General features: G+C 71.3%; 19 protein-coding genes. 6 read left to right on the top strand and 13 right to left on the bottom strand.

Annotation, left to right across the window (positions count from 1 at the left end):
- Positions 1–3: 3 nt before the first annotated feature.
- The 5 genes from MUN33_RS04995 to MUN33_RS04975 are packed head-to-tail and all read right to left on the bottom strand — an operon-like array spanning position 4 to position 6,353.
- Positions 4–903 (bottom strand): HpcH/HpaI aldolase/citrate lyase family protein, encoded by a 900-nt coding sequence (locus tag MUN33_RS04995; RefSeq protein WP_244803786.1) that lies wholly within the window; start codon positions 901–903, stop codon positions 4–6.
- The gene (locus MUN33_RS04990) at positions 900–1,418 is read right to left on the bottom strand and encodes a MaoC family dehydratase (protein WP_244803785.1); all 519 of its coding nucleotides are present in this window, start codon (positions 1,416–1,418) and stop codon (positions 900–902) included. Before MUN33_RS04990 ends, MUN33_RS04995 begins: the two co-directional genes overlap by 4 nt.
- A complete protein-coding gene (locus tag MUN33_RS04985; RefSeq protein WP_244803784.1) occupies positions 1,418–2,602 on the bottom strand; it encodes an acyl-CoA dehydrogenase family protein in 1,185 nt (394 codons plus the stop codon). The genes MUN33_RS04990 and MUN33_RS04985 overlap by 1 nt, the downstream gene beginning before the upstream one ends.
- Positions 2,603–2,619: 17 nt before the next feature.
- Positions 2,620–4,713: an acetyl/propionyl/methylcrotonyl-CoA carboxylase subunit alpha gene (locus MUN33_RS04980; protein WP_244803783.1), complete on the bottom strand. Its 2,094-nt coding sequence runs from the start codon at positions 4,711–4,713 to the stop codon at positions 2,620–2,622.
- A gap of 14 nt (positions 4,714–4,727) precedes the next feature.
- Positions 4,728–6,353: a carboxyl transferase domain-containing protein gene (locus MUN33_RS04975; RefSeq protein WP_244803782.1), complete on the bottom strand. Its 1,626-nt coding sequence runs from the start codon at positions 6,351–6,353 to the stop codon at positions 4,728–4,730.
- Positions 6,354–6,615: 262 nt separating this feature from the next.
- Here MUN33_RS04975 and MUN33_RS04970 point away from each other — a divergent pair, with 262 nt between their 5' ends.
- Complete coding sequence (locus MUN33_RS04970) at positions 6,616–7,236, top strand: TetR family transcriptional regulator (protein ID WP_244803781.1); 621 nt, start codon at positions 6,616–6,618, stop codon at positions 7,234–7,236.
- Positions 7,237–7,285: 49 nt separating this feature from the next.
- Here MUN33_RS04970 and MUN33_RS04965 read toward each other — a convergent pair whose 3' ends face one another.
- On the bottom strand, positions 7,286–8,506 hold the full coding sequence (locus MUN33_RS04965; RefSeq protein WP_244803780.1) for an acetyl-CoA C-acetyltransferase: 1,221 nt from the start codon (positions 8,504–8,506) through the stop codon (positions 7,286–7,288).
- Between the two features lie 156 nt (positions 8,507–8,662).
- Between MUN33_RS04965 and MUN33_RS04960 the strand changes: the two genes are divergently transcribed.
- Positions 8,663–10,120 carry a phytoene desaturase family protein gene (locus MUN33_RS04960; protein ID WP_244803779.1) on the top strand — a complete coding sequence of 486 codons (1,458 nt, stop codon included), beginning with the start codon at positions 8,663–8,665 and terminating at the stop codon, positions 10,118–10,120.
- A 29-nt stretch (positions 10,121–10,149) separates the two neighbouring features.
- Here MUN33_RS04960 and MUN33_RS04955 read toward each other — a convergent pair whose 3' ends face one another.
- The 5 genes from MUN33_RS04955 to MUN33_RS04935 form a co-directional block, all read right to left on the bottom strand.
- Positions 10,150–10,719, bottom strand: a complete 570-nt coding sequence (locus MUN33_RS04955) for a dihydrofolate reductase family protein (RefSeq protein ID WP_244803778.1) — start codon at positions 10,717–10,719, stop codon at positions 10,150–10,152.
- Positions 10,720–10,787: 68 nt separating this feature from the next.
- Positions 10,788–11,762 (bottom strand): sigma-70 family RNA polymerase sigma factor, encoded by a 975-nt coding sequence (locus MUN33_RS04950; RefSeq protein ID WP_244803777.1) that lies wholly within the window; start codon positions 11,760–11,762, stop codon positions 10,788–10,790.
- Between the two features lie 40 nt (positions 11,763–11,802).
- Positions 11,803–13,401, bottom strand: coding sequence for a bifunctional phosphoribosylaminoimidazolecarboxamide formyltransferase/IMP cyclohydrolase (gene purH, locus MUN33_RS04945; protein WP_244803776.1), 1,599 nt, complete (start codon positions 13,399–13,401; stop codon positions 11,803–11,805).
- A complete protein-coding gene (gene purN, locus MUN33_RS04940; protein WP_369414928.1) occupies positions 13,394–14,029 on the bottom strand; it encodes a phosphoribosylglycinamide formyltransferase in 636 nt (211 codons plus the stop codon). Before purN ends, purH begins: the two co-directional genes overlap by 8 nt.
- A gap of 95 nt (positions 14,030–14,124) precedes the next feature.
- Complete coding sequence (locus MUN33_RS04935; RefSeq protein WP_244803775.1) at positions 14,125–15,837, bottom strand: cell division protein PerM; 1,713 nt, start codon at positions 15,835–15,837, stop codon at positions 14,125–14,127.
- A 299-nt stretch (positions 15,838–16,136) separates the two neighbouring features.
- Here MUN33_RS04935 and MUN33_RS04930 point away from each other — a divergent pair, with 299 nt between their 5' ends.
- Positions 16,137–16,889: a M23 family metallopeptidase gene (locus MUN33_RS04930; protein WP_244803774.1), complete on the top strand. Its 753-nt coding sequence runs from the start codon at positions 16,137–16,139 to the stop codon at positions 16,887–16,889.
- A gap of 103 nt (positions 16,890–16,992) precedes the next feature.
- Here the strand turns inward: MUN33_RS04930 and MUN33_RS04925 are convergent, their stop codons facing one another.
- Positions 16,993–19,497, bottom strand: a complete 2,505-nt coding sequence (locus MUN33_RS04925; RefSeq protein WP_244803959.1) for a UvrD-helicase domain-containing protein — start codon at positions 19,495–19,497, stop codon at positions 16,993–16,995.
- Between the two features lie 359 nt (positions 19,498–19,856).
- On the opposite strand from MUN33_RS04925, the gene MUN33_RS04920 reads away from it, so the two are divergent.
- Complete coding sequence (locus MUN33_RS04920) at positions 19,857–20,150, top strand: chorismate mutase (protein ID WP_244803773.1); 294 nt, start codon at positions 19,857–19,859, stop codon at positions 20,148–20,150.
- Positions 20,151–20,176: 26 nt separating this feature from the next.
- On the opposite strand, the gene MUN33_RS04915 is transcribed toward MUN33_RS04920, so the two are convergent.
- Entirely contained in the window at positions 20,177–21,010 is an 834-nt protein-coding gene (locus tag MUN33_RS04915; RefSeq protein ID WP_244803772.1) for a S1 family peptidase, read from the bottom strand.
- A gap of 277 nt (positions 21,011–21,287) precedes the next feature.
- Here MUN33_RS04915 and MUN33_RS04910 point away from each other — a divergent pair, with 277 nt between their 5' ends.
- Both MUN33_RS04910 and MUN33_RS04905 read left to right on the top strand, forming a co-directional pair.
- Positions 21,288–22,067 carry a DeoR/GlpR family DNA-binding transcription regulator gene (locus tag MUN33_RS04910; RefSeq protein ID WP_244803771.1) on the top strand — a complete coding sequence of 260 codons (780 nt, stop codon included), beginning with the start codon at positions 21,288–21,290 and terminating at the stop codon, positions 22,065–22,067.
- Entirely contained in the window at positions 22,064–23,074 is a 1,011-nt protein-coding gene (locus MUN33_RS04905) for a 1-phosphofructokinase family hexose kinase (RefSeq protein WP_244803770.1), read from the top strand. Before MUN33_RS04910 ends, MUN33_RS04905 begins: the two co-directional genes overlap by 4 nt.
- The last annotated feature ends 1 nt before the right edge of the window (position 23,075 follow it).

The following is a 23,075-nucleotide window of genomic DNA, read 5'->3' as shown; positions in this document are numbered from 1 at the left end:
GGGTCAGCTCCTGGGGGTGCGGCGGAGGATGGATTCGGCCTGGTGACGCAGTGGGGCGTCGATCATGCGGCCGTCGAGGGCGAAGGCGCCGGAGTCGGCCGCCGCCCCCTCGGCGACGCGGCGGGCCCACGCCACCTGCTCCGGGCTGGGGCGGTAGGCCTCCCGGATGGCCGGGACCAGGGCGGGGTGGATGGCGAGCGTGGCGGCGAACCCGCTGGCGGCGGCGTCAACCGCCTCAGCGGCGGCGCCGGCGGTGTCGGTGGTGTCGGCGTGGATGGAGTCGACGGCGAGGACGCCGGCGGCCGCGGCGTGCAGCAGCACCGACGATCGGACGAACCGGGGTACCTCGCGGTATCCGCCGGCGTGGCCGGAGGGCCCGCCCCCGGCGGTGTGGTGTTCGTCCGCCCCGTAGCGCGACGAGGTCCCGCCCAGCGCCGCGGTGAGGTCCTCGGCACCCCAGCACAGTGCGTCGACCTGCGGGTGCCCGGCGATCTGCGGCAGGGACAGGACGCCACGGGGGGTCTCCACCAGGGCGATGACCCGCCAGGTCGCCGCCTGCGGCACGACCGCGGCGAGGGCGTCCACCGCCCCGGGGCCCTCGACCTTCGGCACCATCACCGTGGTGAAGGGGCTGTCGGCGACCGTCCGGACGTCCTCGGCGAAGTCACCGGTCCCCGGTGCGTTCACCCGCACGACGGTCCGGGTGGGGTCGGCGGTGCCGTCGCGTCCGGCGGCGCGGACGTTCTCCCGGGCCTGCGGACGGTTCCCGTCGCGGCAGCCGTCCTCCAGGTCGAGGATGACCACGTCGGAGCGTTGTGCGGCGGTGGTGAAACGCTCCGGCCGGTCCGCCGGGGCGAAGAGCAGCGCCGGTCCCGCCGGCGTCCACGGTGCGGGCCCGGTCATGACGCGCCCCCGTCCGTCGGCCGGCACGCCACCAGTGTGGAGCGCACCGCGGTGCACACCACCTCGCCGTGCTGGTTGCGTCCGGTGTGCCGCAGCTCCACGATCCCCTGGTTCGGGCGCGACGCCGAACGCCGGGTCGACAGGCAGGTCGTCTCGGCGTACAGGGTGTCGCCGTGGAACATCGGCGCGGGGAAGGTCACCTCGGAGAAGCCGAGGTTGGCCACGATGGTGCCGAGGGTCAGCTGGCTGACCGACAGCCCCACCACCGTGGACAGGGTGAACATCGAGTTGACCAGGCGTTCACCCCGGAAGCCGTCCTGGGTGGCCGCCCAGGCGGCGTCGAGGTGCAGCGGCTGGGTGTTCATGGTCTGCGTGGTGAACAGGGTGTTGTCGGCCTCGGTCACGGTGCGGCCGGGACGGTGCAGGTAGGTCGTCCCCTCGGTGAACTCCTCGAGGTAGAGGCCCCGCTGCTCGACGGTCTGGACCGGTTTCTGGGCCGGTTTCCGGTCGTCCATCAGCGGTCCTCCAGTCCCAGCGACCGGGCGATGAGCATCAGCTGGACCTCGGTGGTGCCCTCCCCGATCTCCAGGATCTTGGAGTCGCGGTAGTGGCGTGCCACCCGGGTCTCGTTCATGTAGCCGGCGCCGCCGAAGACCTGGGTGGCGTCGCGGGCGTTGTCCATCGCCGCCTCCGAGGCGACCATCTTGGCGATCGACGCCTCCCGGCCGAAGTCCGCGCCGGAGAGCATCTTCGCCGCGGCCGCACGCCAGGCCTGCCGCGCCGACCAGGCACGCGCCTCCATCCGCGCGATCTTGAAGGACACCGCCTGGTACTCGGAGATCGGACGGCCGAAGGACGTCCGCTGGCGGGCGTAGGCCACGGCCTCGTCCACACACCCCTGGGCCACACCGGTGGACAGTGCGGCCAGGGCCACCCGCCCCTCGGCGAGGATGGAGAGGAACTGGGCGAACCCGCGGCCCCGGGTGCCCAGCAGGTTCTCCTCGGGCACCCGGACGTCGTCGTAGCTCAGCGGGTGGGTGTCGGAGCTGTTCCACCCGACCTTGTCGTAGGCGGGTTCGGCGGTGAACCCCGGGGTGTCGGTGGGCACGATGATCGCCGAGATCTCCTTGCGCCCGTCCTCCCGGTGACCGGTCACCGCGGTCGTGGTCACGACCGAGGTGATGTCCGTACCGGAGTTGGTGATGAACTGCTTGGAGCCGTTGAGCACCCAGTGCCCGTCCTCGAGGGAGGCGGTCGTCTTGGTGCCTCCGGCGTCCGAGCCGGCCTCCGGTTCGGTGAGGCCGAATCCGGCGATCGCCCGGCCGGTGAGCAGGTCCGGCAGCCACCGCTGCTTCTGCTCCCCGGAACCGAAACGGTAGATCGGCATGGCGCCGAGCGAACAGCCGGCCTCGAGGGTGATGGCCACGGACTGGTCCACCCGGGCCAGCTCCTCCAGCGCGACGCCGAGGGCGAGGTAGTCGCCGCCCATGCCGCCGTACTCCTCGGAGAACGGCAGGCCGAACAGCCCGAGGTCGCCCATCCCGGCGACGATGTCGTAGTCGAAGGTGTGGTTACGGTAGTTCTCCGCCGCCTTCGGGTCGACGACCTCGTTGGCGAACTCCTCGACGCTGCGACGCAGTTCGACCAGCTCGGGGGACAGTCCGTCGTTCGCCGGGGAACCGGTGGTGTGGGTGCTCATGGTGTGTCTTCCTCTCATCAGTTGGTGACGGTGGCCAGCACGGTGCCGGCCCCGACTTTGTCGCCGACGGCGCAACGGACCTCGACGGTCCCGTCGTGCAGGGCGGTCAGGGAATGCTCCATCTTCATCGCCTCCACCACGACCAGGGGCTGACCTGTGGTGACGGTGTCGCCGTCGCGGACGCGTACGTCCACGACCGCGCCGGGCATCGGGCTGAGGACGTCGTCCTCCCCTGCCGCGGCGTCCGCCGCGTCACAGGCCAGGGACAGGTGGTGGACCACCCAGGTCCCGGCTGTGCCGGAGACGGCGACGCCGGGCCCGTCGGGGGTGGACACCGGTCTGCTCGTCCAGCGGCGGGACCCGGCGGGCCGGCCACCGGGGACGATCGTCCAGGTGGTGTCCGGACCGGCGCCGGCACCGGGCCCGGCGTCGAGGACGGTGACGGGGACGGGGTCGTCCTGTCCGGCCGGTGCGTCCCCGTCAACCGGGGTCCTGGTGAGGACCGTCCCGTCGGGGCCGGTGGACAGTGCGACGTCGGTCGGTCCGTGCCCCGGCACGGCGAGCCGGACCCGGAACGGTGCCGGCGGCCCGCCGGCGCGCCACCCGTCGGCGGCGGCCCACACCCCGGCGTGGCCGGCGGCCTGCGCCGTCGCCTGCGCCGCGGCACGCAGCGCCAGGGCAGCCACCAGCACGGCCTCGGCGGGTGCCGGCGGCGTGGTGTAGTCGTCGACGATGCGGTCGAGCAGTCCGGTGTCGAGGTCACCGGCCCGCACCGCGGTGTCGGCGAGCAGGAAGCGGTTGAAGTCGGTGTTCGTGCCGACGCCGGCGACCAGTGTCGTCGCCAGTGCCGTGTCCAGACGGTCGAGTGCCCGGTCACGGTCGGCGCCGTGGGCGATGACCTTGGCGAGCATCGGGTCGTAGTCCGAGGTGACCTCCTGGCCCTCGACGACCCCGGCGTCCACCCGCACCCCCGGCCCCTCCGGCCAGCGCAGGGCGGTGATCCGGCCGCCGGTGGGCAGGAACCCGGTCGACGGGTCCTCGGCGTACACCCGGGCCTCGACGGCGTGGCCGGTAAGCGTGACCTCCTCCTGGGTGACCGGCAACGGCCGGCCCTGGGCCACCAGGATCTGGAGTTCCACCAGGTCCAGCCCGGTCACCATCTCGGTGACGGGGTGTTCGACCTGGAGGCGGGTGTTCATCTCCATGAAGTAGAAGGTGTCGGGGTTCTTCGCCGGGACGATGAACTCCACCGTCCCGGCTCCGCGGTAGCCGCAGGCCCGGGCCGCGTCGCAGGCGGACTCCCCGATACGCGCCCGCGTGGCGGCGTCGAGCAACGCCGACGGCGCCTCCTCGATGACCTTCTGGTGGCGGCGCTGCAGGGAGCACTCCCGTTCGCCGAGGTGGATGACGTTGCCGTGGGCGTCCGCCATGACCTGCACCTCGATATGGCGGGGTGTGTCGACGAAATGCTCGATGAACAGGGTGTCGTCGCCGAAGGTCGACGCCGCCTCCCGGCGCGCCGCGGCCAGGACGTCCGCCAGGTCGGCGGGGTCCTCGACGACGTGCATGCCCTTGCCACCGCCACCGGCGGACGGTTTCACCAGGACCGGGAACCCCACCCCCGGCCCGCCGTCGGTACCGGTGACCCCGGCGACGAGTTCCTCGTCGGTGAGCCCGGGACGCGACAGGCCGGGCACGGTGGGCACGCCGCGGTGCTCGACGGTGGCCCGCGCGGTGATCTTGTCGCCCATCCCGGCGATGGCCTCGGCCGGTGGGCCGATGAAGACGATGCCGGCGTCCTCGCAGGCGCGGGCGAAGCCGGCGTTCTCCGAGAGGAAGCCGTAGCCGGGGTGGATCGCACCCGCCCCGGTGGCGACGGCGGCGGCGATCACCCGGTCGATGTCGAGGTAGGACTCCGCCGCGGGCGCCGGCCCGAGCCGGACAGCGGTGTGCGCGGCCGCCACGTGCGGTGCCCCCGCGTCGGCGTCGGAGTACACCGCCACGGCGCGCAAGCCGGCCCGGTGCACCGACCGGATGACACGGCAGGCGATCTCGCCGCGGTTGGCGACGAGGACGGTGTCGAAGGTGGTGTCAGGTTCTGGGACTGTCATGTGTGGTTCCTCTCTCACATCCGGAAGACGCCGAAGCCGTCGCCGGCGCGGTCGTCACGGGGCACCCGGGTGCAGACGCCCAGTGCCATGGCCAGGATCCGCCGGGTGTCGGCCGGGTCGATGACCCCGTCGTCCCAGAGCCGCGCGGTGCCGTACCAGCAGCTGGACTTCTCCTCGAAGAGCTGCCTGATCGGCGCCTCGAACTCCTCGCGCTGCCTGTCGCCCCACTCCCCTCCCTCCCGGGTGACCCGCGCCTCCCGCACCGTCGACAGGGTCATCGCCGCCTGGGGCCCGCCCATGACGGCGACCCGGGCGTTCGGCCAGGTCCACAGGAACCGCGGCGAGTAGGCACGCCCGCACATGGCGTAGTTGCCGGCACCGAACCCGCCGCCGGTGATCACCGTGAGCTTCGGGACGCTCGCCGTGGCCACGGCGGTGACCATCTTGGCGCCGTTCTTGGCGATGCCACCCTGCTCGTACTCCTTGCCGACCATGAACCCCGTGGTGTTCTGGAGGAACAGCAGCGGGGTCCCGCGCTGCTCACACAGTTCGATGAAGTGGGCGGCCTTCACGGCACCGTCGCCGAAGATCACGCCGTTGTTGGCGACGACGCCCACCCGGTGGCCCTCGATCCGGGCGAAACAGGTCACCACCGAGTCGTCGTACTCCGCCTTGAACTCGTGCACCGAGCCCCGGTCGGTGAGGATGTCGATGACCTCGCGGGCGTCGTACGGGGTCTTCACGTCGGTCGGGACCACGTCGTAGAGGTCGGTCTGCGGACGGGCCTCCGGCGGCCCGGACGCGGTCGCCGCAACCGTCGCGGCTGGCTCGTCCGGCGGCAACGTGGCGACGATGTCACGGATGCGTTGCACGGCGTCGGCGTCGTCGGCGGCGAGATGGTCGGTCACCCCCGACACCCGCGAATGCATCGCCCCGCCGCCGAGCTCGTCGGCGGTGACGTCCTCGCCCGTCGCCGCCTTCACCAGCGGCGGGCCGGCGAGGAAGATCGTGCCCTGCCCCTCGACGATGACGGTCTCGTCGGAGATCGCCGGGACGTAGGCGCCCCCGGCGGTGCAGGAACCCATCACCGCCGACAGCTGGGGGATGCCGCTGGCCGACATCCGTGCCTGGTTGTAGAAGATCCGGCCGAAGTGGTCGCGGTCGGGGAACACCTGGTCCTGCTCCAGCAGCATCGCGCCACCGGAGTCGACCAGGTAGATGCAGGGCAGGCGGTTCTGTTCGGCGATCTCCTGGGCCCGCAGGTGCTTCTTCACGCTGACCGGGTAGTAGGTACCGCCGGACACCGTGGCGTCGTTGGCGGCGACCATGCACAACCGGCCTTCGACCAGACCGACACCGGCGACGATGCCCGCACCCGGGGAACGCCCGTCGTACATGCCCTCGGCCGCCAGCGGCGCGATCTCGAGGAAAGGGCTCCCCGGGTCGAGCAGGGCGTCCACCCGGTCCCGGGGCAGCATCTTGCCGCGGGCGACGTGGCGCGCCCGGGCCGCCTGTCCCCCGCCGCGGCGCGCGCGGTCGAGCCGGTCGCCGAGTTCGGCGACCAGGTCCCGGAGACCCTGTGTCTCCTGTGTCTCTTGGGTCTCCTGTGCGTCCTGTGTGTCCTGTGTCCCTGCCGTCATCGCTTGGTCCTCTCCGGTCCGTCCGTCGATGGTTCACTTTCGGCGACCTCATCACTGTCGGCTTGCAGCGAGCATATATGACGGGGATCACACCGTAAAGAGATCACGCGAGATTTTTTTCTCGGCGCCCCTGAAACGACTCTCAACAGCGTGCTTACCGAACATCCCTGACTTCTCCGCCGGATCACCTGGACTTCACCGGACCAATGAGTCACAATTGACTCAGCATTTCCCCCACATCCCCCTCGCCCCGGGAGCCCCCATGCCGCCGACCCCACAGCAGGACCGCAGCCGAGAAACCCGTCGCAAACTGCTCGACGCCGCCATCGCCACGCTCTCGGAACACGGGGCCGCCGCCACGACCGTGAGCGCCGTCGCCACGCGCGCCGGCATGTCACGGGGCGCGGCCCAACGGCACTTCCACACCCGGGACGTCCTCATCGAGGAAACCGTCACCGAGTTCTACTCCCGCCTGACCCGCCACCTGCGCCAGGCCGTGACCGACCTCGGCGTCTCCCCCGGCGTCTCCCCGGGCGCCGCCACGACGACCCGCGTCGTCGAGCTCGTCGTCGACTCCTTCAGCAGCGACCCCTTCCGGGCCGCCCTGCACGTCTGGTCCGCCGCCGCCGGGGCGGAGAGCGGCCTGCGCGAACTCATCGTCTCCGCCGACGCCCGCTACGCCCGCGAGGTACTCCAGCTCATGGCACTGGCCCTCGACGCCGACCTGACCGACCCCTCCACCCGGGAGCTGCTGCGCATGACCGTGGACCTCGCCCGCGGCCTCGGCCTCGGCGCCGTCCTCATCGACAACGCCGACCACCGCGACAAGGTCGTGGCACGCTGGGCGACCATGCTCGACCAGGGGCTACGCCACAACAGCTGAAACCGGGGCCCGCCCCCTGTGTGCCCCCCGCACCCCCTTTTCCGTGGCCTCAGCGCCAGAGCAGCAGCGCGTCCCCCTGGCCGCCACCGCCGCACAGCGACACCGCGGCGCGTCCCCCACCACGCCGGTTCAGCTCATGGGCCGCGGTGACCACCAGCCGGGCCCCGGACGCCCCGATCGGGTGCCCCAGGGAGATGCCGCCGCCGTGGATGTTCGTCTTCTCCAACGGGTAGCCCAGGTCCTTGAGCGACTGCACCACCACCGCGGCGAACGCCTCGTTGACCTCCAGGAAGTCCAGGTCCGAGGCCTCCCAGCCCTGCTTCGCCAACGCCGCCGACACCGCCTGGGCCGGCTGGGAGTGCAGGGAGGTGTCCGGCCCGGCGGTCTCCCCCGACGCACCGAGGGCGGCCAGCACGGTCAGCCCGTTCTCCTCCGCGTAGGCACGCGTCGTCAGCACCACCGCCGACGCGCCGTCGGAGATCTGCGACGCCGAGGCCGCGGTGATCGTCCCGTCCTTCGCGAACGCCGGACGCAGCCCCGCCAACCCCTCACGGGTCGTCCCGGGACGCACACCCTCGTCGGTGTCCACCACGACCGTCTCACGGCGCCGGGTCACCTCCACCGGCACGATCTCCTCGGCGAAGGTGCCGTCGGCGATCGCTGCCTCGGCACGCTGGTTCGACAGCACGGCGACCTCGTCCTGCTCCTCACGGGTGATGCCACGGGTGGTGTTGCCCTGCTCGGTCTCCACCCCCATCGCCGTGCCGTGCACCGGGTCCGTCAGCCCGTCACGCTCCAACGAATCCTGCAACGCCAGCGACCCGAACTTCGCCCCGGCACGCACACCGGCGGCGAGGTGCGGGGCGTTGGTCATCGACTCCTGACCACCGGCGACGACGACCTCGGCGTCCCCCACCCGGATCATGCGCGCGCCGTTGATCACCGCGTCCAGGCCCGACAGGCACACCTTGTTCACCGTGACCGCCGGCGTCGACATCGGCAGCCCGGCGGCGACCGCCGCCTGCTTGGCCGGGTTCTGCCCCGCCGCAGCCTGGACGACCTGCCCCAGGTACACGTAGTCCACGGTCTCCGGCGACACCCCGGCCTTCCGCAGGGCGCCGGTCACCGCCGCGGCACCGAGCTCCACCGCGGACTTCGACGCGAGGGCGCCGAGCATCCTCCCCTGCGCGGTGCGCGCCGCACCGACGATCACGACGTCCCGGGGGGACGGGGTCAGAGACTGGTCAGACTGGTCAGACTGGCTGGACATGTTGGTTTCCTGCACCTTTCACGGGGGGATGGTTCTGGCGATGGTTCTCCAGTGCTCCATTATGGGCCAGACCGCGCGTCAGGGGGCGGTTCCCGGAGGTTTTCCCCTCCGTGTCCCCGGCCCCGGGGACACGCGGCACCGGATAAGGTGGGCGCCATGTCCGGACCAGCCACCACCGCCGTCGTCGTGGGCTCAGGACCCAACGGACTCGCCGCCGCGCTCGTCCTCGCCCGGGCGGGCCTGTCCGTCACCGTCGTCGAGGCCGGGGACACCCCCGGCGGCGGGGTACGCAGCAGCGACCTCCTCGGCGCCGGGCTCATCCACGACCACTGCTCCGCGGTGCACCCGCTCGCCCAGGTCAGCCCACTGCTACGCGACCCCGCCATCGGTCCTGGACTCGCCGACCACGGCCTGCGCTTCGCCACCGCCCCGGTGGACATGGTCCACGTCCTCTCCCCGTCCACCGCCACCACCCTGCACACCTCCGCCGCACAGACCGGCGCCGGCCTCCCCGGACACGACGGACGCACCTGGCAGGCCAGCTTCGCACCGCTGGCGTCCCGCGCCGACGCCGTGGCCGACGAACTCCTCGGCCCCCTCGTCCACCTCCCCCGCCACCCCCTGCTCCTCGCGGCGTTCGGTGCCGGCGCGGCCCTCCCCGCCTCCTGGTCGTGGCGACGGTGGCGGTCACCGGACGCCCGGGCCCTGTTCGCCGGTATCGCCGCCCACGCCTTCACCCCACTGCACCACCCCGCCTCGGCCGCCGCGGGGACACTGCTCACCGTCGCCGGACACCGGCACGGCTGGCCGGTCGCCGTCGGCGGATCCCGACGGATCGCCGACACCCTGATCCACAGCCTCCGCCAGGCCGGCGGCACCGTGACCACCGGCACCCGGGTCACCGACCTGTCCCAGCTCGGCGACGCCGACATCGTGCTCCTCGACACCTCGGTGGAGGCCGCCGCGGGCATCCTCGGCGACCGGATCCCGGGCCGGGTCGCACGCGCCTGGTCCAGGTTCACCCGGGGCCCCGCCGTCGCGAAGATCGACGTCGTGCTCGACGGCGACGTCCCCTGGACATCCACCGACGCCCGGCGCGCCGGGACCGTGCACCTCGGAGGGACCGCCGAAGAGATCGCCGTCGCCGAACGTGACTGCTGGGAGGGCCGGCTCCCCGACCGGCCGTTCACCCTGGTGGCCCAGCAGTACCTCGCCGACCCCTCGCGCAGCCGGACTGTCGGCGGCCGCCGATTGAACCCGTTGTGGGCCTACTCCCACGTACCGGCCGGGTGGGACGGGACGGCACAGGAGACCTTCGACCTCGTCGCCGCCCAGATCGAACGCGTCGCGCCGGGCTTCCGGGACGCCGTCGTGGACTGGGCGGCCACGCCCCCGTCCGCGGTGGAGGCCCACAACGCCAACAACGTCGGCGGGGACATCTCCGGCGGCGCCAACCACCTCCGGCAGCTCGTCGCCCGCCCCCGGTTCAGCCCGGACCCCTACTTCACCGGCGTCCCCGGGGTGTACCTGTGCTCGTCGTCGACCGCGCCCGGCGGCGGGGTGCACTTCATGTGCGGGGTCCGGGCGGCGGAACGGGCGCTCACGGCCCTCTGAGCGGGGATGACGGACCCCGGGGGGTCCGGTCAGTCGCGCAGCCCGTAGGTCAGCACGGCGTTCCCGCTGGAGGTCCGCGAGGAATTCAGCAGCCGCAGGCGTGTGGTGGGGACCGTGCCGTCGAAGAGACGACGGCCCGATCCCGCGACGACCGGATGGGTCGTCAGTGTGAGCTGGTCGATCATCCCGGCGAGGAACAGGGACCGGACCGTGCGGATGCCGCCGAGCACGGCGATGTCCCCGCTGCCGGACGCCTTCAGCCGCCTCATGAAGGCGACCGGGTCGCCGGTGGCCAGGGTGCTGTTCCACGGCAGGCCGTCCGGGTACTCCGCCGCCAGCGTGGAGGAGACGACGTGTTTGCGGACCGGGTTGATCCAGCCGACGAAATCGTCGGGCTCACCCGCGTGCTCGGCGTTGGGCCAGTAGTCCAGCCACTCCTTCCACAGCGTCCTGCCGATGACCGCGTCGGTCACGGGGGCCAGGTGGGCGTCCATCGCGGCGCCGTCCTCGTCTCCGAAGGAATCGAACTGCCACAGGTGCGGGTCCCCGACGACCCCGTCGAGGGAATGGAACAGGTGGGCAATGGTCGTGCGGCTCATGGCCGCCTCCTTTCAACCTCGGGTTCCCCCGGGTGGGGACCCCGTCACCCATAAGACGGAACCGGGCGTCAGAACTCGTCGGTCTCCGACAGGGATCCCGGTAACCCGAAGTCGGCGAACACCTCCGGCCCCATGAAATGGGTCAACCCCGTGATACGCCCGTCCCCCGTCTCCACGACGTGGAGGGCGAACGGCGTCCAGCGCCCCGGGCCGTCGGCGTGGTACACCGCCACCGCCGGGGCACCGTTCGCCGAGGTCGGCACCGTCCTAGAGTGCCGGCAGACCTGGCCGGGCCCGTTCCACCACTGCCTGATCGCGCTCCGCCCCCGCAACCAGAGCGTGAACGGCGGCATGCTGAAGGTGGCGTCCTCGGCGAGAAGTGCGACGAGCGCGTCGACGTCGAAGGCCTCGAACGCCGTCACATAGCGTCCGAGCACCGTCTCGTCGAACTCCGCGGCCGGGGCCGAGAGCCGGTCCCGCAGCGTGGTGCGGGCGCGGGCGAGGGCCGAGTTCACCGCGGTGACCGACATGTCCAGCAGGTCCGCGCATTCAGCGGCCTGCCACGCCAGCACGTCGCGCAGGATGAGGACCGCCCGCTGCCGCGGGGGCAGGTACTGCAGTGCCGCGATGAACGCCAGCTGCACGGTCTCCCGGCGTACCGTCACCTCCGCGGGGTCGTCCGCCAGACGCGTCGAGGGCAGCGGACTGATCCACACCGGGTCACCGGCGGTGGCCAGCGTCCCGGGATCCTCCGGGACACTCCCCGGCCCCGACAGGTCTACCGGGAGACCGCGTCGTTGCCTCGCCCTGCTCATGTCGATGCAGACGTTCGTGGCGATCGCGTACAGCCACCGGCGTAGCGACGCACTCTGCCGGAAAGTCGCCCTGGCCTGCCACGCCTTGACCAGGGTGTCCTGGACGGCGTCCTCGGCCTCGCCGTGGCAGCCGAAGAACCGGTAGCAGTAGGCGACGAGTTCGCCCCGGTAGGACTCCAGGCTCTCCCCACACAGGTCAGGCACCGGCGGACGTCGCTTCCCGTTCATGCCTGCATACTAGCGGCTCCCCGGCGCCGGAGCCGGTGGGTCAGTGCGCGAAGTGGCGCTCCCCGGTGAGGTACATGGTGACACCGGCGGCCACGGCCGCGTCGACGACCTCCTGGTCACGCACGGAGCCGCCGGGCTGGACCACGGCACGCACGCCGGCCGCCGCCAGGGTCTCGAAACCGTCGGCGAAGGGGAAGAAGGCGTCGGACGCGGCGACCGCGCCCTGCGACCGGACCTCGTCACCGGCGAGGGTGTTGGCCCGCTCCACGGCGATCTTCGCGGAATCCACACGGTTGACCTGACCCATGCCCACCCCGACGGTCGCGCCGTCCTTGGCGAGCAGGATCGCGTTCGACTTCACCGCACGCACCGCGCGCCAGGCGAACTCGAGCTCGGCGAGGGTCTCGGCGTCGGCGGCCTCACCGGCGGCCAGCGTCCAGTTCGCCGGGTCGTCGCCGGGCGCGTCGACGAGGTCCCGCTCCTGGACCAGCACACCACCGGAGATCTCGCGGTGCTCCACCGCGCCCTCCTTCACCGGCGGGGTCGTCTGCAGGATCCGGATGTTCTTCTTCTGGCTAAGCACGTCCACGGCACCGTCCTCGTAGCCGGGGGCCACGATGACCTCGGTGAAGATCCCGGCCACCTGCTCCGCCATCTCGACGGACACCGGACGGTTCACCGCGATGACACCGCCGTAGGCGGACACCGGGTCACAGGCGTGGGCGGAACGGTGCGCGGTGGCCACGTCGTCCGCCACGGCGATACCGCAGGGGTTGGCGTGCTTGATGATCGCCACGCAGGGGCGCTCGTGGTCCCAGGCGGACCGCCAGGCCGCGTCCGCGTCGGTGTAGTTGTTGTAGCTCATGGCCTTGCCGTGGAACTGCTCGGCGTTGGCGAGACCACCCTGCTGGCCCGGGGCGGTGTACACCGCGGCGGCCTGGTGCGGGTTCTCGCCGTACCGCAGGGAGTGGACACGCTCGTTGACCTCGCCGATCCACTCGGGGAAGCGGGCCGCGCCCTCGGCGTCCGAGGCGTCCGACTCCCCGATCTGCTCCGTCATCCACGACGCCACGGCCACGTCGTAGGACGCGGTGTGGCGGAATGCCTCGGTGGCCAGGCGGGTACGCGCGGCACGGGTGAAGCCACCGGCCTCCACGGCGGCGAGGACGTCCCCGTACGCGGCCGGGTCCACGACCACCGCGACAGACGGGTGGTTCTTGGCCGCGGCGCGGACCATCGACGGTCCCCCGATGTCGATCTGCTCGACGCAAGCGTCGAAGTCCGCACCGGAGGCCACGGTGTCGGTGAACGGGTACAGGTTCACCACGACCAGGTCGAACGGCTCGACACCGAGCTCCTTGAGCTGGGCGAGGTGGTCGTCCTTGCGGGTGTCGGCCAAGATGCCGGCGTGGACCCGGGGGTGCAGCGTCTTCACCCGCCCCTCGAGACACTCCGGGAACCCGGTGAGCTCCTCGACGCGAACCACGGGCACGCCCGCGTCGGCGATCTTCGCCGCCGTGGACCCGGTGGAGACGATCTCGACACCGGCACGGTGCAGGCCGGTGGCGAGGTCCTCCAGTCCGGTCTTGTCGTAGACGCTGATCAGAGCGCGGCGGATGGGGCGGGTGGTCTCAGTCATTGATCCATGCCTTTCGTCCTTCGATGGTGTAACCGCTCTCCGCGGTCTGGTGGAGCACGTCGACGATCAACGCACGCTCCACGGTCTTGATCCGTTCATGGAGCGACTCCTCGGTGTCGTCCCGGGCCACCGGGACGGCACGCTGGGAGAGGATCGGTCCGGTGTCCACCCCGTCGTCGACGATGTGGACGGTCGAGCCCGTGAGTGTGACACCGTAGGCGAGGGCGTCCGGCACGGCGTGGGCGCCGGGGAAGGACGGCAGCAGGGCCGGGTGGGTGTTGAGGATCCTGCCGCGGAACCGGGTGACGACACCCGCACCGAGGATCCGCATGAACCCGGCACTGACGACCACGTCCGGGTCCCAGGCGCCGATCTGCCCGGCCAGGCGGTCATTCCACCCCTGACGGTCGTAGTCGGCGACCCGGTCCGGGTTGTAGTCCTCCCGGAACACCGCGACCCCGGCGCGGGCGGCCCGCTCCAGTGCCGCGCACGGCCGGTCCGCGCCCACGGCGACGATCTCGACGGACGGGCCCAGGTCGTCCAGCATGGCCTGCAGCAGCGTGCCGCTGCCCGACGCCAGGACGACGACCCGGAGGGCACCGCCCCTGCCCCGGACCGTACGGCCCACCGTCTCCCCCGCTGTCGTGGCGGTAGGCACGGCACCGCCTCCGGCGGGTCCACCGGTCGGTGCGGAAGTTACGGGCTCACTCACGATGGGCCAGTTTACTGTGTCGGGTTCTCGTCCTCGACGTCGGTGTCCTTCCGCTCCCCCGGAACGGCGGTGTCCCCGTCCGTCGTGTCGTCGGGTTCGTCGGGCTCGTCCGGTTCCGTCCCGTCGTCGGCATTCTCGGTGGACTCGGTGGACTCGGTGGACTCGGCGTCCGCAGTGGACGCAGCGTCCTCCGGCTCCTCGGCATCCCCGGCGTAGTCGGCGTAGTCGGCATAGTCCGCGTATCCCGAGTCCTCTATGTCCTCCGTATCTTTCGCGTCCTCTGTATCCTCTGTATCTTCCGGTTCCTCCGCCGCGGTCTCCCGGACGCGTGCCCCCTGCCACTGCCCCCAAGCGAGCACCAGGAACGCCGGGACCAGGATCCAGCAGGCGAAGACCAACGGCGTCAGCCACAGCAGGGGCCCGGCTGCGCCGTAGACCCCGAGCGTGCCACCCGCCGCCAGGCTCACGAGCAGCCCCAGCACGCCCGACGCCACCCCTGCGCCGAGAGCAGTGAACACCGGCGACTCCACGAAGGTGCGCGTGCTGAAGAACCGGTACACGATCACGATGGCCACCACGGCCGGGACCACCAGGAGGAACTCGCCGAACCGCATCCCCGAATGGGGCATCGCGGCAAGCACCGGCAACGGCGGCAAGTTGGCGTTGGTGACCGCGAACAGCGACGCCGAGGCGTCGCCGAGATGCATCTCACTGCCCATGAGCACACCGGCCGCCCCGACAGCCAGGTTCGGCACGTAGAGCACCGACAGGACGCTCAGCCCGACCTTCCCCCAGGTGTCCGGGGCGATCGTGTAGGCGTCGGTGAACGAGGAGATGTTGATCACCAGCTGCACCAGGACGGCCACCAGCCCGGCGACCAGCATCCACCGCACGAAGGCGCCGGCCAACCGCACCGACTCCACCGGCCATGTCGGCAGACCCCGGCGCAGCAGCAGGGCACGCCAGACCTTCGGCCCCAGCCCCAGCACGAACACGACACCGTTCAACAGGGCCGTGGTCGCCACAGCCAGCGCCAGGTTCGGCGGCGCGATGTCGAAGACCTTCGAGGCGTCCCAGAGCACCAGCCACGCGAGCACCGTGAGGATCACCGGCACCGTGACAGCCAGCACCGCGAAGACCCTGATGTTACGGACGGTGATCTGGGTACCGCAGGTGACACGGATCCTGCGCGAATGGACGAGGACGATCAACGCCGCCGGCAGCAGGGGGACAATGCCCAGCTGCGCCCCGGCGAACTCCACCGGGGCGAGGTTGGCGACCATCCAGAAGGACCCGACCATCGCCGGGACCGCGGTGAACGTCTCGCCGATACCGACGACGACCGCGAGAGCGATCGCGACGGCCAACGTCACCGCATGGCTGACCAGGACGGTGGGGGCGAACCGGCGGACGTGCGGGCCCCACAGCCCCCACCAGGACGCCAGGGCGCCGCGGACGCCGCGCGCCTCGACGACCGGCGCCGCGCCGTCCTGCGCCCCCGGCGGGGTTGCGGTGGCGGCACGGGCGGCACCGGTGGCGCGGGACGGGACCCGTCCGTTCTCCCCTGCCACGAACCGTTCGGAACCGGTGGTCGCGGTGGACGCGCCCCACCCCGGGTCGCGTCCCGGGTCGCGCCGCCGAGCGTCCGGACCTCGTCTGGTCCCACGGCGGGGCCGCTGTCGTCTCGAAGTCGGTCGCTGGGATTCGTTACTCACCTGTCCCATTGTGCACAACACGGGGACACTCACCGGTCAGGCACGCCCACCGACGAGCGCTACATCACACCTACCCCCGTCACACCAGTCACACCCCGCCCGTGACCTGCCCGTTATGAAAGCGTATCGACCCCGCACCCCCCTCAGGCCCCGTTTCACCGATACCGATTCGTGACCTTTTTGGCGAAGTGGCTTGCCCGGGACGTCGCGTCCCGATAGTGTTACGTCTCGTTGATAACGATCCGGTCACGATTTGAAACTGATCGGGTAACGGCACGAGAGCAAGACTACGGAGAGGTTCACAGAGAATGACTGTTGCACGGCGAGGCGGAGCCCACCGCAAGCTGGACACCGCTGCAAAGCGTCGGATGGCGTTCGTCGCGATCGCCGCCACGGGCGTCGCCGCCGCCGGTGCCACCGGTGCAGGTGCCGCCACCGTGCACGAGTCCGCCGACCGGGACGGTCAGGACACCAGCGACATCTCGCTGGCCTCGAATACCGAGGTCCTGGCACAGGGTGCCGGCAGCAGCGCCGGCGGTGCCGACGTCGACGCCGCCGCCGCACAGATCCTGGCCCTGCCGCAGACCACCCAGATCGACAACCTCTCCGCACAGCTCTCCAGCGCCCTCGAGTTCGACGCCGAGCGCGCCGCCGCCGACCTGCTCTCCCGCGCCCCGCAGGTCGTCAAGCCCGCCGAGGGCAGCTACACCTCCCCCTTCGCGATGCGCTGGGGCACCATGCACAAGGGCATCGACATCGCCAACGCCATGGGCACCCCGATCGTCGCCGCGATGGCCGGCACCGTGATCGACGCCGGCCCGGCCTCCGGATTCGGTAACTGGGTCCGCATCAAGCACGACGACGGCACCATCACTGTCTACGGACACATGGCCACCATCGACGTCACCGTCGGCCAGCAGGTCCAGGCCGGCCAGAAGATCGCCGGCATCGGCAACGAGGGCTTCTCCACCGGCCCGCACGTCCACTTCGAGGTCTACCCCACCGAGGGCAACGCCGTCGACCCGGAGCCGTGGCTCCGTGAGCGTGGCGTCGAGCTCTGACCCTCCTCCCCTCCGCCGTCATCAACACCGGCTGAACACCCGCCGTCTGTCCCGCCTCCCCGGGAACGACGGCGGGTTTTCCGTTACCCCGGGCGCCGGGCCCCTACAGCTTCTCCATCGGCACGCCACCGATGAGCATGAGCCGCACGGTACCGTTGCTGCCGAAGTCGATCATCACGGTGGCACGCGCCCCCTGGCCGTCCACGCTCTTCACCGTGCCCAGGCCGTACTTGTCGTGGTTCACCCGGTCACCGACCTCCAGCTCGAGCTGCTTGCCTGACGAGCGCAGGACCCCGGAGGACCGGGACGCCGACGGGGACTTCTTCGGTGTACCGCGGCGCGAGCTCCCCGGCGTGGACCAGCCGCCACCACCGAAACTCGTGCCGTCGGCGTACCCGCCCGACGCCCCCCAACTGTCCGACCAGGCCGGTGCCGGCTCCTCCCGGATCCAGTCCACCAGCTCACCGGGGATCTCGCCGAGGAACCGCGACGGCGGGTTGTTCTGCGGGGTACCCCAGCTGGAGCGGGTCATCGCGCGGGTGAGGTAGAGCCGCTTCCGTGCGCGGGTGATCCCGACATAGGCCAGACGCCGCTCCTCGGAGAGCTCGGTCGGGTCCCCGAGCGCCCGCATGTGGGGGAACTGGCCGTCTTCCCAGCCGGTCAGGAAGACGACCGGGAACTCGAGCCCCTTGGCGGTGTGGAGGGTCATCAGGGTGACCATGTCCTGTTCCTCGGCCGGGAGCTGGTCGGCGTCGGCGACGAGACTGACCCGCTCCAGGAACGCCTGCAGACTGCCGGGCTCCGGCTCGCCTTCCGCCAGCACGGCGTCCTCGGCGGCACCGGACGCGGCGGACACCGCCGACCCGGTCGGTTCCGTCGGTTCCGTCGCGGACGACGCCTGGGACGGCATGGCCTCGTAGGCGGCGAGGTTCGCCGCCTCCTGGGAGAACTCATGCCCCACGGACACCAGTTCGTTGAGGTTGTCCAACCGGGTCCCGTCCTGCGGGTCGTTCGACGACTCGAGCTCCGAGTCGTAGGACGTGGCGTCCAGGACGGCCCGGACGATCGCCCCGACATCGGGGATGCCCAGCGACTCGCCGTCCGAGGTGCGCATCACCGCTGCGTCGACCTCGGTGCGCAGCGCGTCCATCATCTCGAGGAACCCGGCGATGGCGTTGCGTCCGCGGCCGCTGAGCCCGGGCACCTCGCCACGGCCTGCCGCGGCGAGCCCGTCGGCGAAGCTCACGCCGATGTTCTCTGCGTGCACCCTCACCTGGGACAGCGCACGGTCGCCGATGCCGCGGCGCGGCGTGTTGATGATGCGCCGCAGTCCCATCGTGTCGTCGGGGTTGTCCAGCACCTTGAGGTAGGCGACGATGTCGCGGATCTCCTTGCGCTCGTAGAAGCGGGTGCCGCCGACGACCCGGTAGGGCAGGCCGGAACGCACCAGGACGTCCTCGACGACACGCGAGGAGTTGTTCGTCCGGTACATCACCGCGATATCGCCGTAGGACGCCTCCCCGCGGTCGACGAGCTCGTCGATGGTCTGCGCGATGAACCTCGCCTCGTCATGCTCGTTGTCGGCGACGTATCCACCGATCAGGTCGCCCTCGCCGGAATCGGTCCACAGGTTCTTGTCCCGCCGGCCCTGGTTCCGGGCGATCACCGCGTTGGCCGCGGAGAGGATGTTCTGGGTCGACCGGTAGTTCTGCTCCAGCAGGATCGTCCGGGCGTGGGGGTAGTCGCGTTCGAACTCCTCGATGTTGCGCACCGTCGCACCGCGGAAGGCGTAGATCGACTGGTCGGCGTCACCGACCACGCAGAGTTCGCCGGGCTCACCGGCGCCACCTGACCCATCCACATCGGCGCTGTCACCGACCAGGGTGGACACCAGCACGTACTGGGCGTGGTTGGTGTCCTGGTACTCGTCGACGAGGATGTGCCGGAAACGGCGCCGGTAGTGGTCGGCGATACCCCGGTTGTTCCGCAGCAGTCCGACGACCTCACCGATGAGGTCGTCGAAGTCGACGGCGTTGGCCTGCCGCAGCCGCACCTGGTACTCGCGGTACACCTGGGCGACGGTCTCGCGGTGGCGGTTACCGTCCTCCTGCGCCTCCCGCAGCGCCTCCTCGGGCCCCTGGAGCTCGTTCTTCCAGTTCGAGATCACGCTGAGGACCGCCCGTGGGGCGTACTCCTTGGCGTCCAGGCTCCGGTCCCGGAGGATCATGGTGACCAGACGCTTCATGTCGTCGGAGTCGTAGATGGTGAAGTTCGAGTTCAACCCGTCGACGAGCTGGGCGTTGGCCCGCAGGATACGCACGCACACCGAGTGGAACGTGGACACCCACATCCGTTCCGCCGCCGGCCCCACCAGCCCGGCGATACGTTCCCGCATCTCGGCGGCGGCCTTGTTGGTGAAGGTGATCGCCAGGACCTGCCACGGCGCCACTCCCCCGGCCAGCAGCCAGGCGATGCGACGGGTGAGCACACTGGTCTTGCCCGATCCGGCACCGGCGACGATGAGCAGAGGGGAGCCGGTGTGGGTCACCGCCTCACGCTGGGCCGGGTTCAGCCCCTCGAGCAGCTGGTCGCGGGTCTGCGGGCTCATCACCCTGCCCTGCAGCCCGCCGTGTACCCCGCCGTGTACCCTGCCCTGGCCGTCGACCCCGGACGAGGCGGCCGGCGCCCGGTCGTGCACGGGGACAGGGTACTCCGGCAGCGGTGCCAGGTGGGACGCGGTCTCCGCCATCTCCGCCAGGATCGCCGCGGCGTCCTCCGGAGGCTGGTCGTCCTCGTCGGGCGGCGGTTCCCACAAGCCGTCCTGACCGTCCCACGGTCCCGGCGCGGGTTCCGCGGGGAGGGGGATCTCGTCGAAGGCGTCGGATTGGCCCGGAATCACTGTCGTGTTCTCCTGTCGGTAGGGGTCATGTTCACCCTACAACCCGGTACAGACGTAGAATCAGGGCCATGACAAACGACGTGGAGTTCTCCAGCGGGACCGATGATCCGTTGTCCGACGCCCAGATCCAGGATTACCGCAAGGAGATCAACGAACTGGACCAGACCATCATCGCCTCCGTCAAGCGCCGGTCGGAGATCTCGAAGCTGATCGGGCGCACCAGGACGGCCTCCGGGGGGACGAAACTGGTGTACTCGAGGGAGACAGCGATCCTCAACCAGTTCCGCGAGGAACTCGGACCCGAGGGTGTCGCCATCGCCAACGCGCTGCTCCAGCTCGGCCGCGGACGGCTCGGCGCCTAACCACTCCTGCCTCCCCCGGGGGCAGGTCAGGCCAGGTGGAACCCGGCGCCGACGCCGCCGACGGAGTTCATCTCGGCGACGACCGCGTCCCACGTCACCGCCGTCACCGGGGAGTGCAGGGGGCCCTGCAGCGGGGTACGGCAGGACGGCACACCCGCGAAACCGCCGCTGAGCAGACCCACGAGTCGCCCACCGGCGTAGACCGGGGCGCCGGAATCCCCGTGCGAGGAGCACACGTGCATGGCGAAGCCGGGGCTCCCGGTGACGACGACCGGCCCGCAGGAGGTCCCGGTCGCGATGCCGGTCTTGCAGACCTGTGCCCCGGCACCGGGCAGCGGGCCGCCGGCGCTGTGGAGGACCGCGGCGTTGTAGGCGCTGGTGACCTGTGCGTTGCCGTTCAGCAGGATCACCCCGTTGTCCACCGCACCGCGGCGCTGGAAGGTGCCGACGACGGTACCCTCCGGGTCGTCGGCGGAGCGGACCTCGTCACCCGGCGCACCGCAGTGGCCTGCGGTGACGGCGACGGCGTTGCCGGCCGCATCGTACCCTGCGGCGGTGGCGGTGCAGACCGCCCCGCCGACGATGAGCGGGGTGGACGGGCCGACGAGGACTGTCGGCCGGATGTCCTCCGCGGCGGCGGGGACCCCGGGTGAGGTGAAGTACTGGCCGTCGATGCGGTGGGGTCCGGGCTCCCCGGTGGCGGTGAGGAGATCGTCGACAGCCTGATCGACAGCCTGACCGACAACGCTGTCCACCGAGGGGAGTGCGCTTGCCGACGGGGCGACCGCGGCTCCGGCGAGGACGGTGGCGGCGGCAGCGGCCGTGGCGACGGCGAGCCTGCGAAGGGACCGGAGGGGCATCTGAACCATTTCTTCTCTCATGCGGGGCCGTGTCCCGGGGCGACGGAGTCGCCGGACGTGGACACGGCACGTCGGTGTCTCCCGCCAGCCTATCCTCCCGCGCCCGGGCCGCCCCACCGGTTCCGCGAGACCGGTGCCGACGCCACCCCCGCCGGTCACGCGCAGTGCACTGCAACGGAGCGACGCAGTGACCGTTTATGCCCGGTCTGCCACAAAACCACATTCACATGACCATATAACCGTTGACTTCCCACACATTCCCACAGATACTGGAGACATGTACGCGCCACAACGGCAGGACGTGATCGCCGGCGAGATCCAGGACCGGGGTGGGATCTCCGTGTCCGAACTCGCCGAACGCTACGGCGTCTCCGCCGAGACGATCCGCCGCGACCTCGATGTGCTGGAACGCCAGCAGCGGCTCACCCGCGTCCACGGCGGCGCGGTCCCCTACCGGACGCACAGCGGTGACGAGAACACCGTCGCCGCACGGACGACGACCTCCCGCGACGCCAAAGCCCGGATCGCCGCGGCCGCGGCCGAACACTTCCCGCCGACCGGCGGGTCGGTCATCGTCGACTCCGGCACCACCACCGCCGTGCTCGGCCAGCACCTCGCCGAGCGCCCCGACCTCACCGTCATCACCAACTCGGTGCTCCTGGCCTACCAGCTGTCGCTGGAGTCGCCGGCCTCGTCACCCAACCGCCTCCACCTCGTCGGCGGCCGGGTCCGCGGGATCACCCAGTCCGTCGTCGGCTCCGACACCGTCACCGCACTGCGTGGCCTGCGTGCGGACGTGGCCTTCCTCGGAGCCAACGGAATCACCGCCGGCTTCGGCTTCTCCACCCCCGACCAGGCCGAGGCGCAGACGAAGCACGCGATGACGGAAGCCGCCCGCCGACGCATCGCGCTCGTCGACGAGGCGAAACTCGGGGAGGAACTCCTGTGCTCCTTCGGCACCTCCGCCGACATCGACGTCCTCATCACCGACGCCCCCTCCGACAACCCCGTCATCACCGGCCTCCGACATGAAGGAATGGACGTGATCCACACGTGATCATCACCGTCACCCCCAACCCCAGTATCGACCGCACCCAGCGGCTCCCCGGCCCGCTGGACGTCGGCGGCGTCAACCGGGTCGTCTCCGGCACCGACCAGGCCGGCGGGAAGGGCGTCAACGTCGCCACCGTGGTCCACCACGCCGGCGACGAGGTACTCGCCGTTGTCCCCGCCGACGCCCACGGCCACTTCGCCGACCTGGTCCGGGACGGCGGGGTCCCCGTCCGTTTCGTCGGGGGCGGCGGAGTGCGGGTGAACCTCACCCTCACCGACGGTGACGGCGTCACCACCAAGATCAACTCACCCGGTGACGCCTCCGCCGACGGCCGTGCCCTGTCGGACGCGGTGGAACAGACGTTGTCCGACGTGACCGCCCAGGGGGTGCCGGGCCCCCACTGGGTGGTGCTCGCCGGGTCCCTCCCACCCGGGTTCCCCGACGACTGGTACGCCAGGATGACCGCCACCGCGCACGAACAGGGGTTCCGCGTCGCCGTCGACACCTCCGACGCCGCCCTGGCCGCCCTGGTCGACCTCTCGGACCGGAACCCCGCCGCGGCACCTGACCTGGTCAAACCGAACTCCCATGAACTGGCGCAGGTCGTCGGCGGTGACGGCGACGCGATGGAACGGGCCGCCGCGGACGGCGACCTCTCCGCCGTCGTCGAGGCGGCCTCCACGCTCATCGCCCGAGGCTTCGGCGCCGCACTCGTCTCCCTCGGGCCCGCCGGCGCACTGCTGGTCACCAGGGACGAACGCACCGACGGTGCCGACAGGGACGTGGCGGCCTGGTTCTGTCCGAGCCCGTCGGTCACCGCCGTATCCACCGTCGGAGCCGGCGACTCCACTCTCGCCGGCTACGTCATCGGCGCCGTCCGGGGTGCGGACGCCCCGGCGCGGCTCGCCCTCGCCGTCGCCCACGGTTCCACCGCCGTCACCCTGCCGGGGACCACCCTCCCCCGACCCGCCGACCTTCCCACCGTCCTCCCCGACGCAAGGAGAGTATGAC

Origin of the sequence: Corynebacterium kalidii (assembly GCF_022869005.1) — a bacterium.
Classification (GTDB): domain Bacteria; phylum Actinomycetota; class Actinomycetes; order Mycobacteriales; family Mycobacteriaceae; genus Corynebacterium; species Corynebacterium kalidii.
This window is presented reverse-complemented; position numbering and strand designations above follow the sequence as displayed.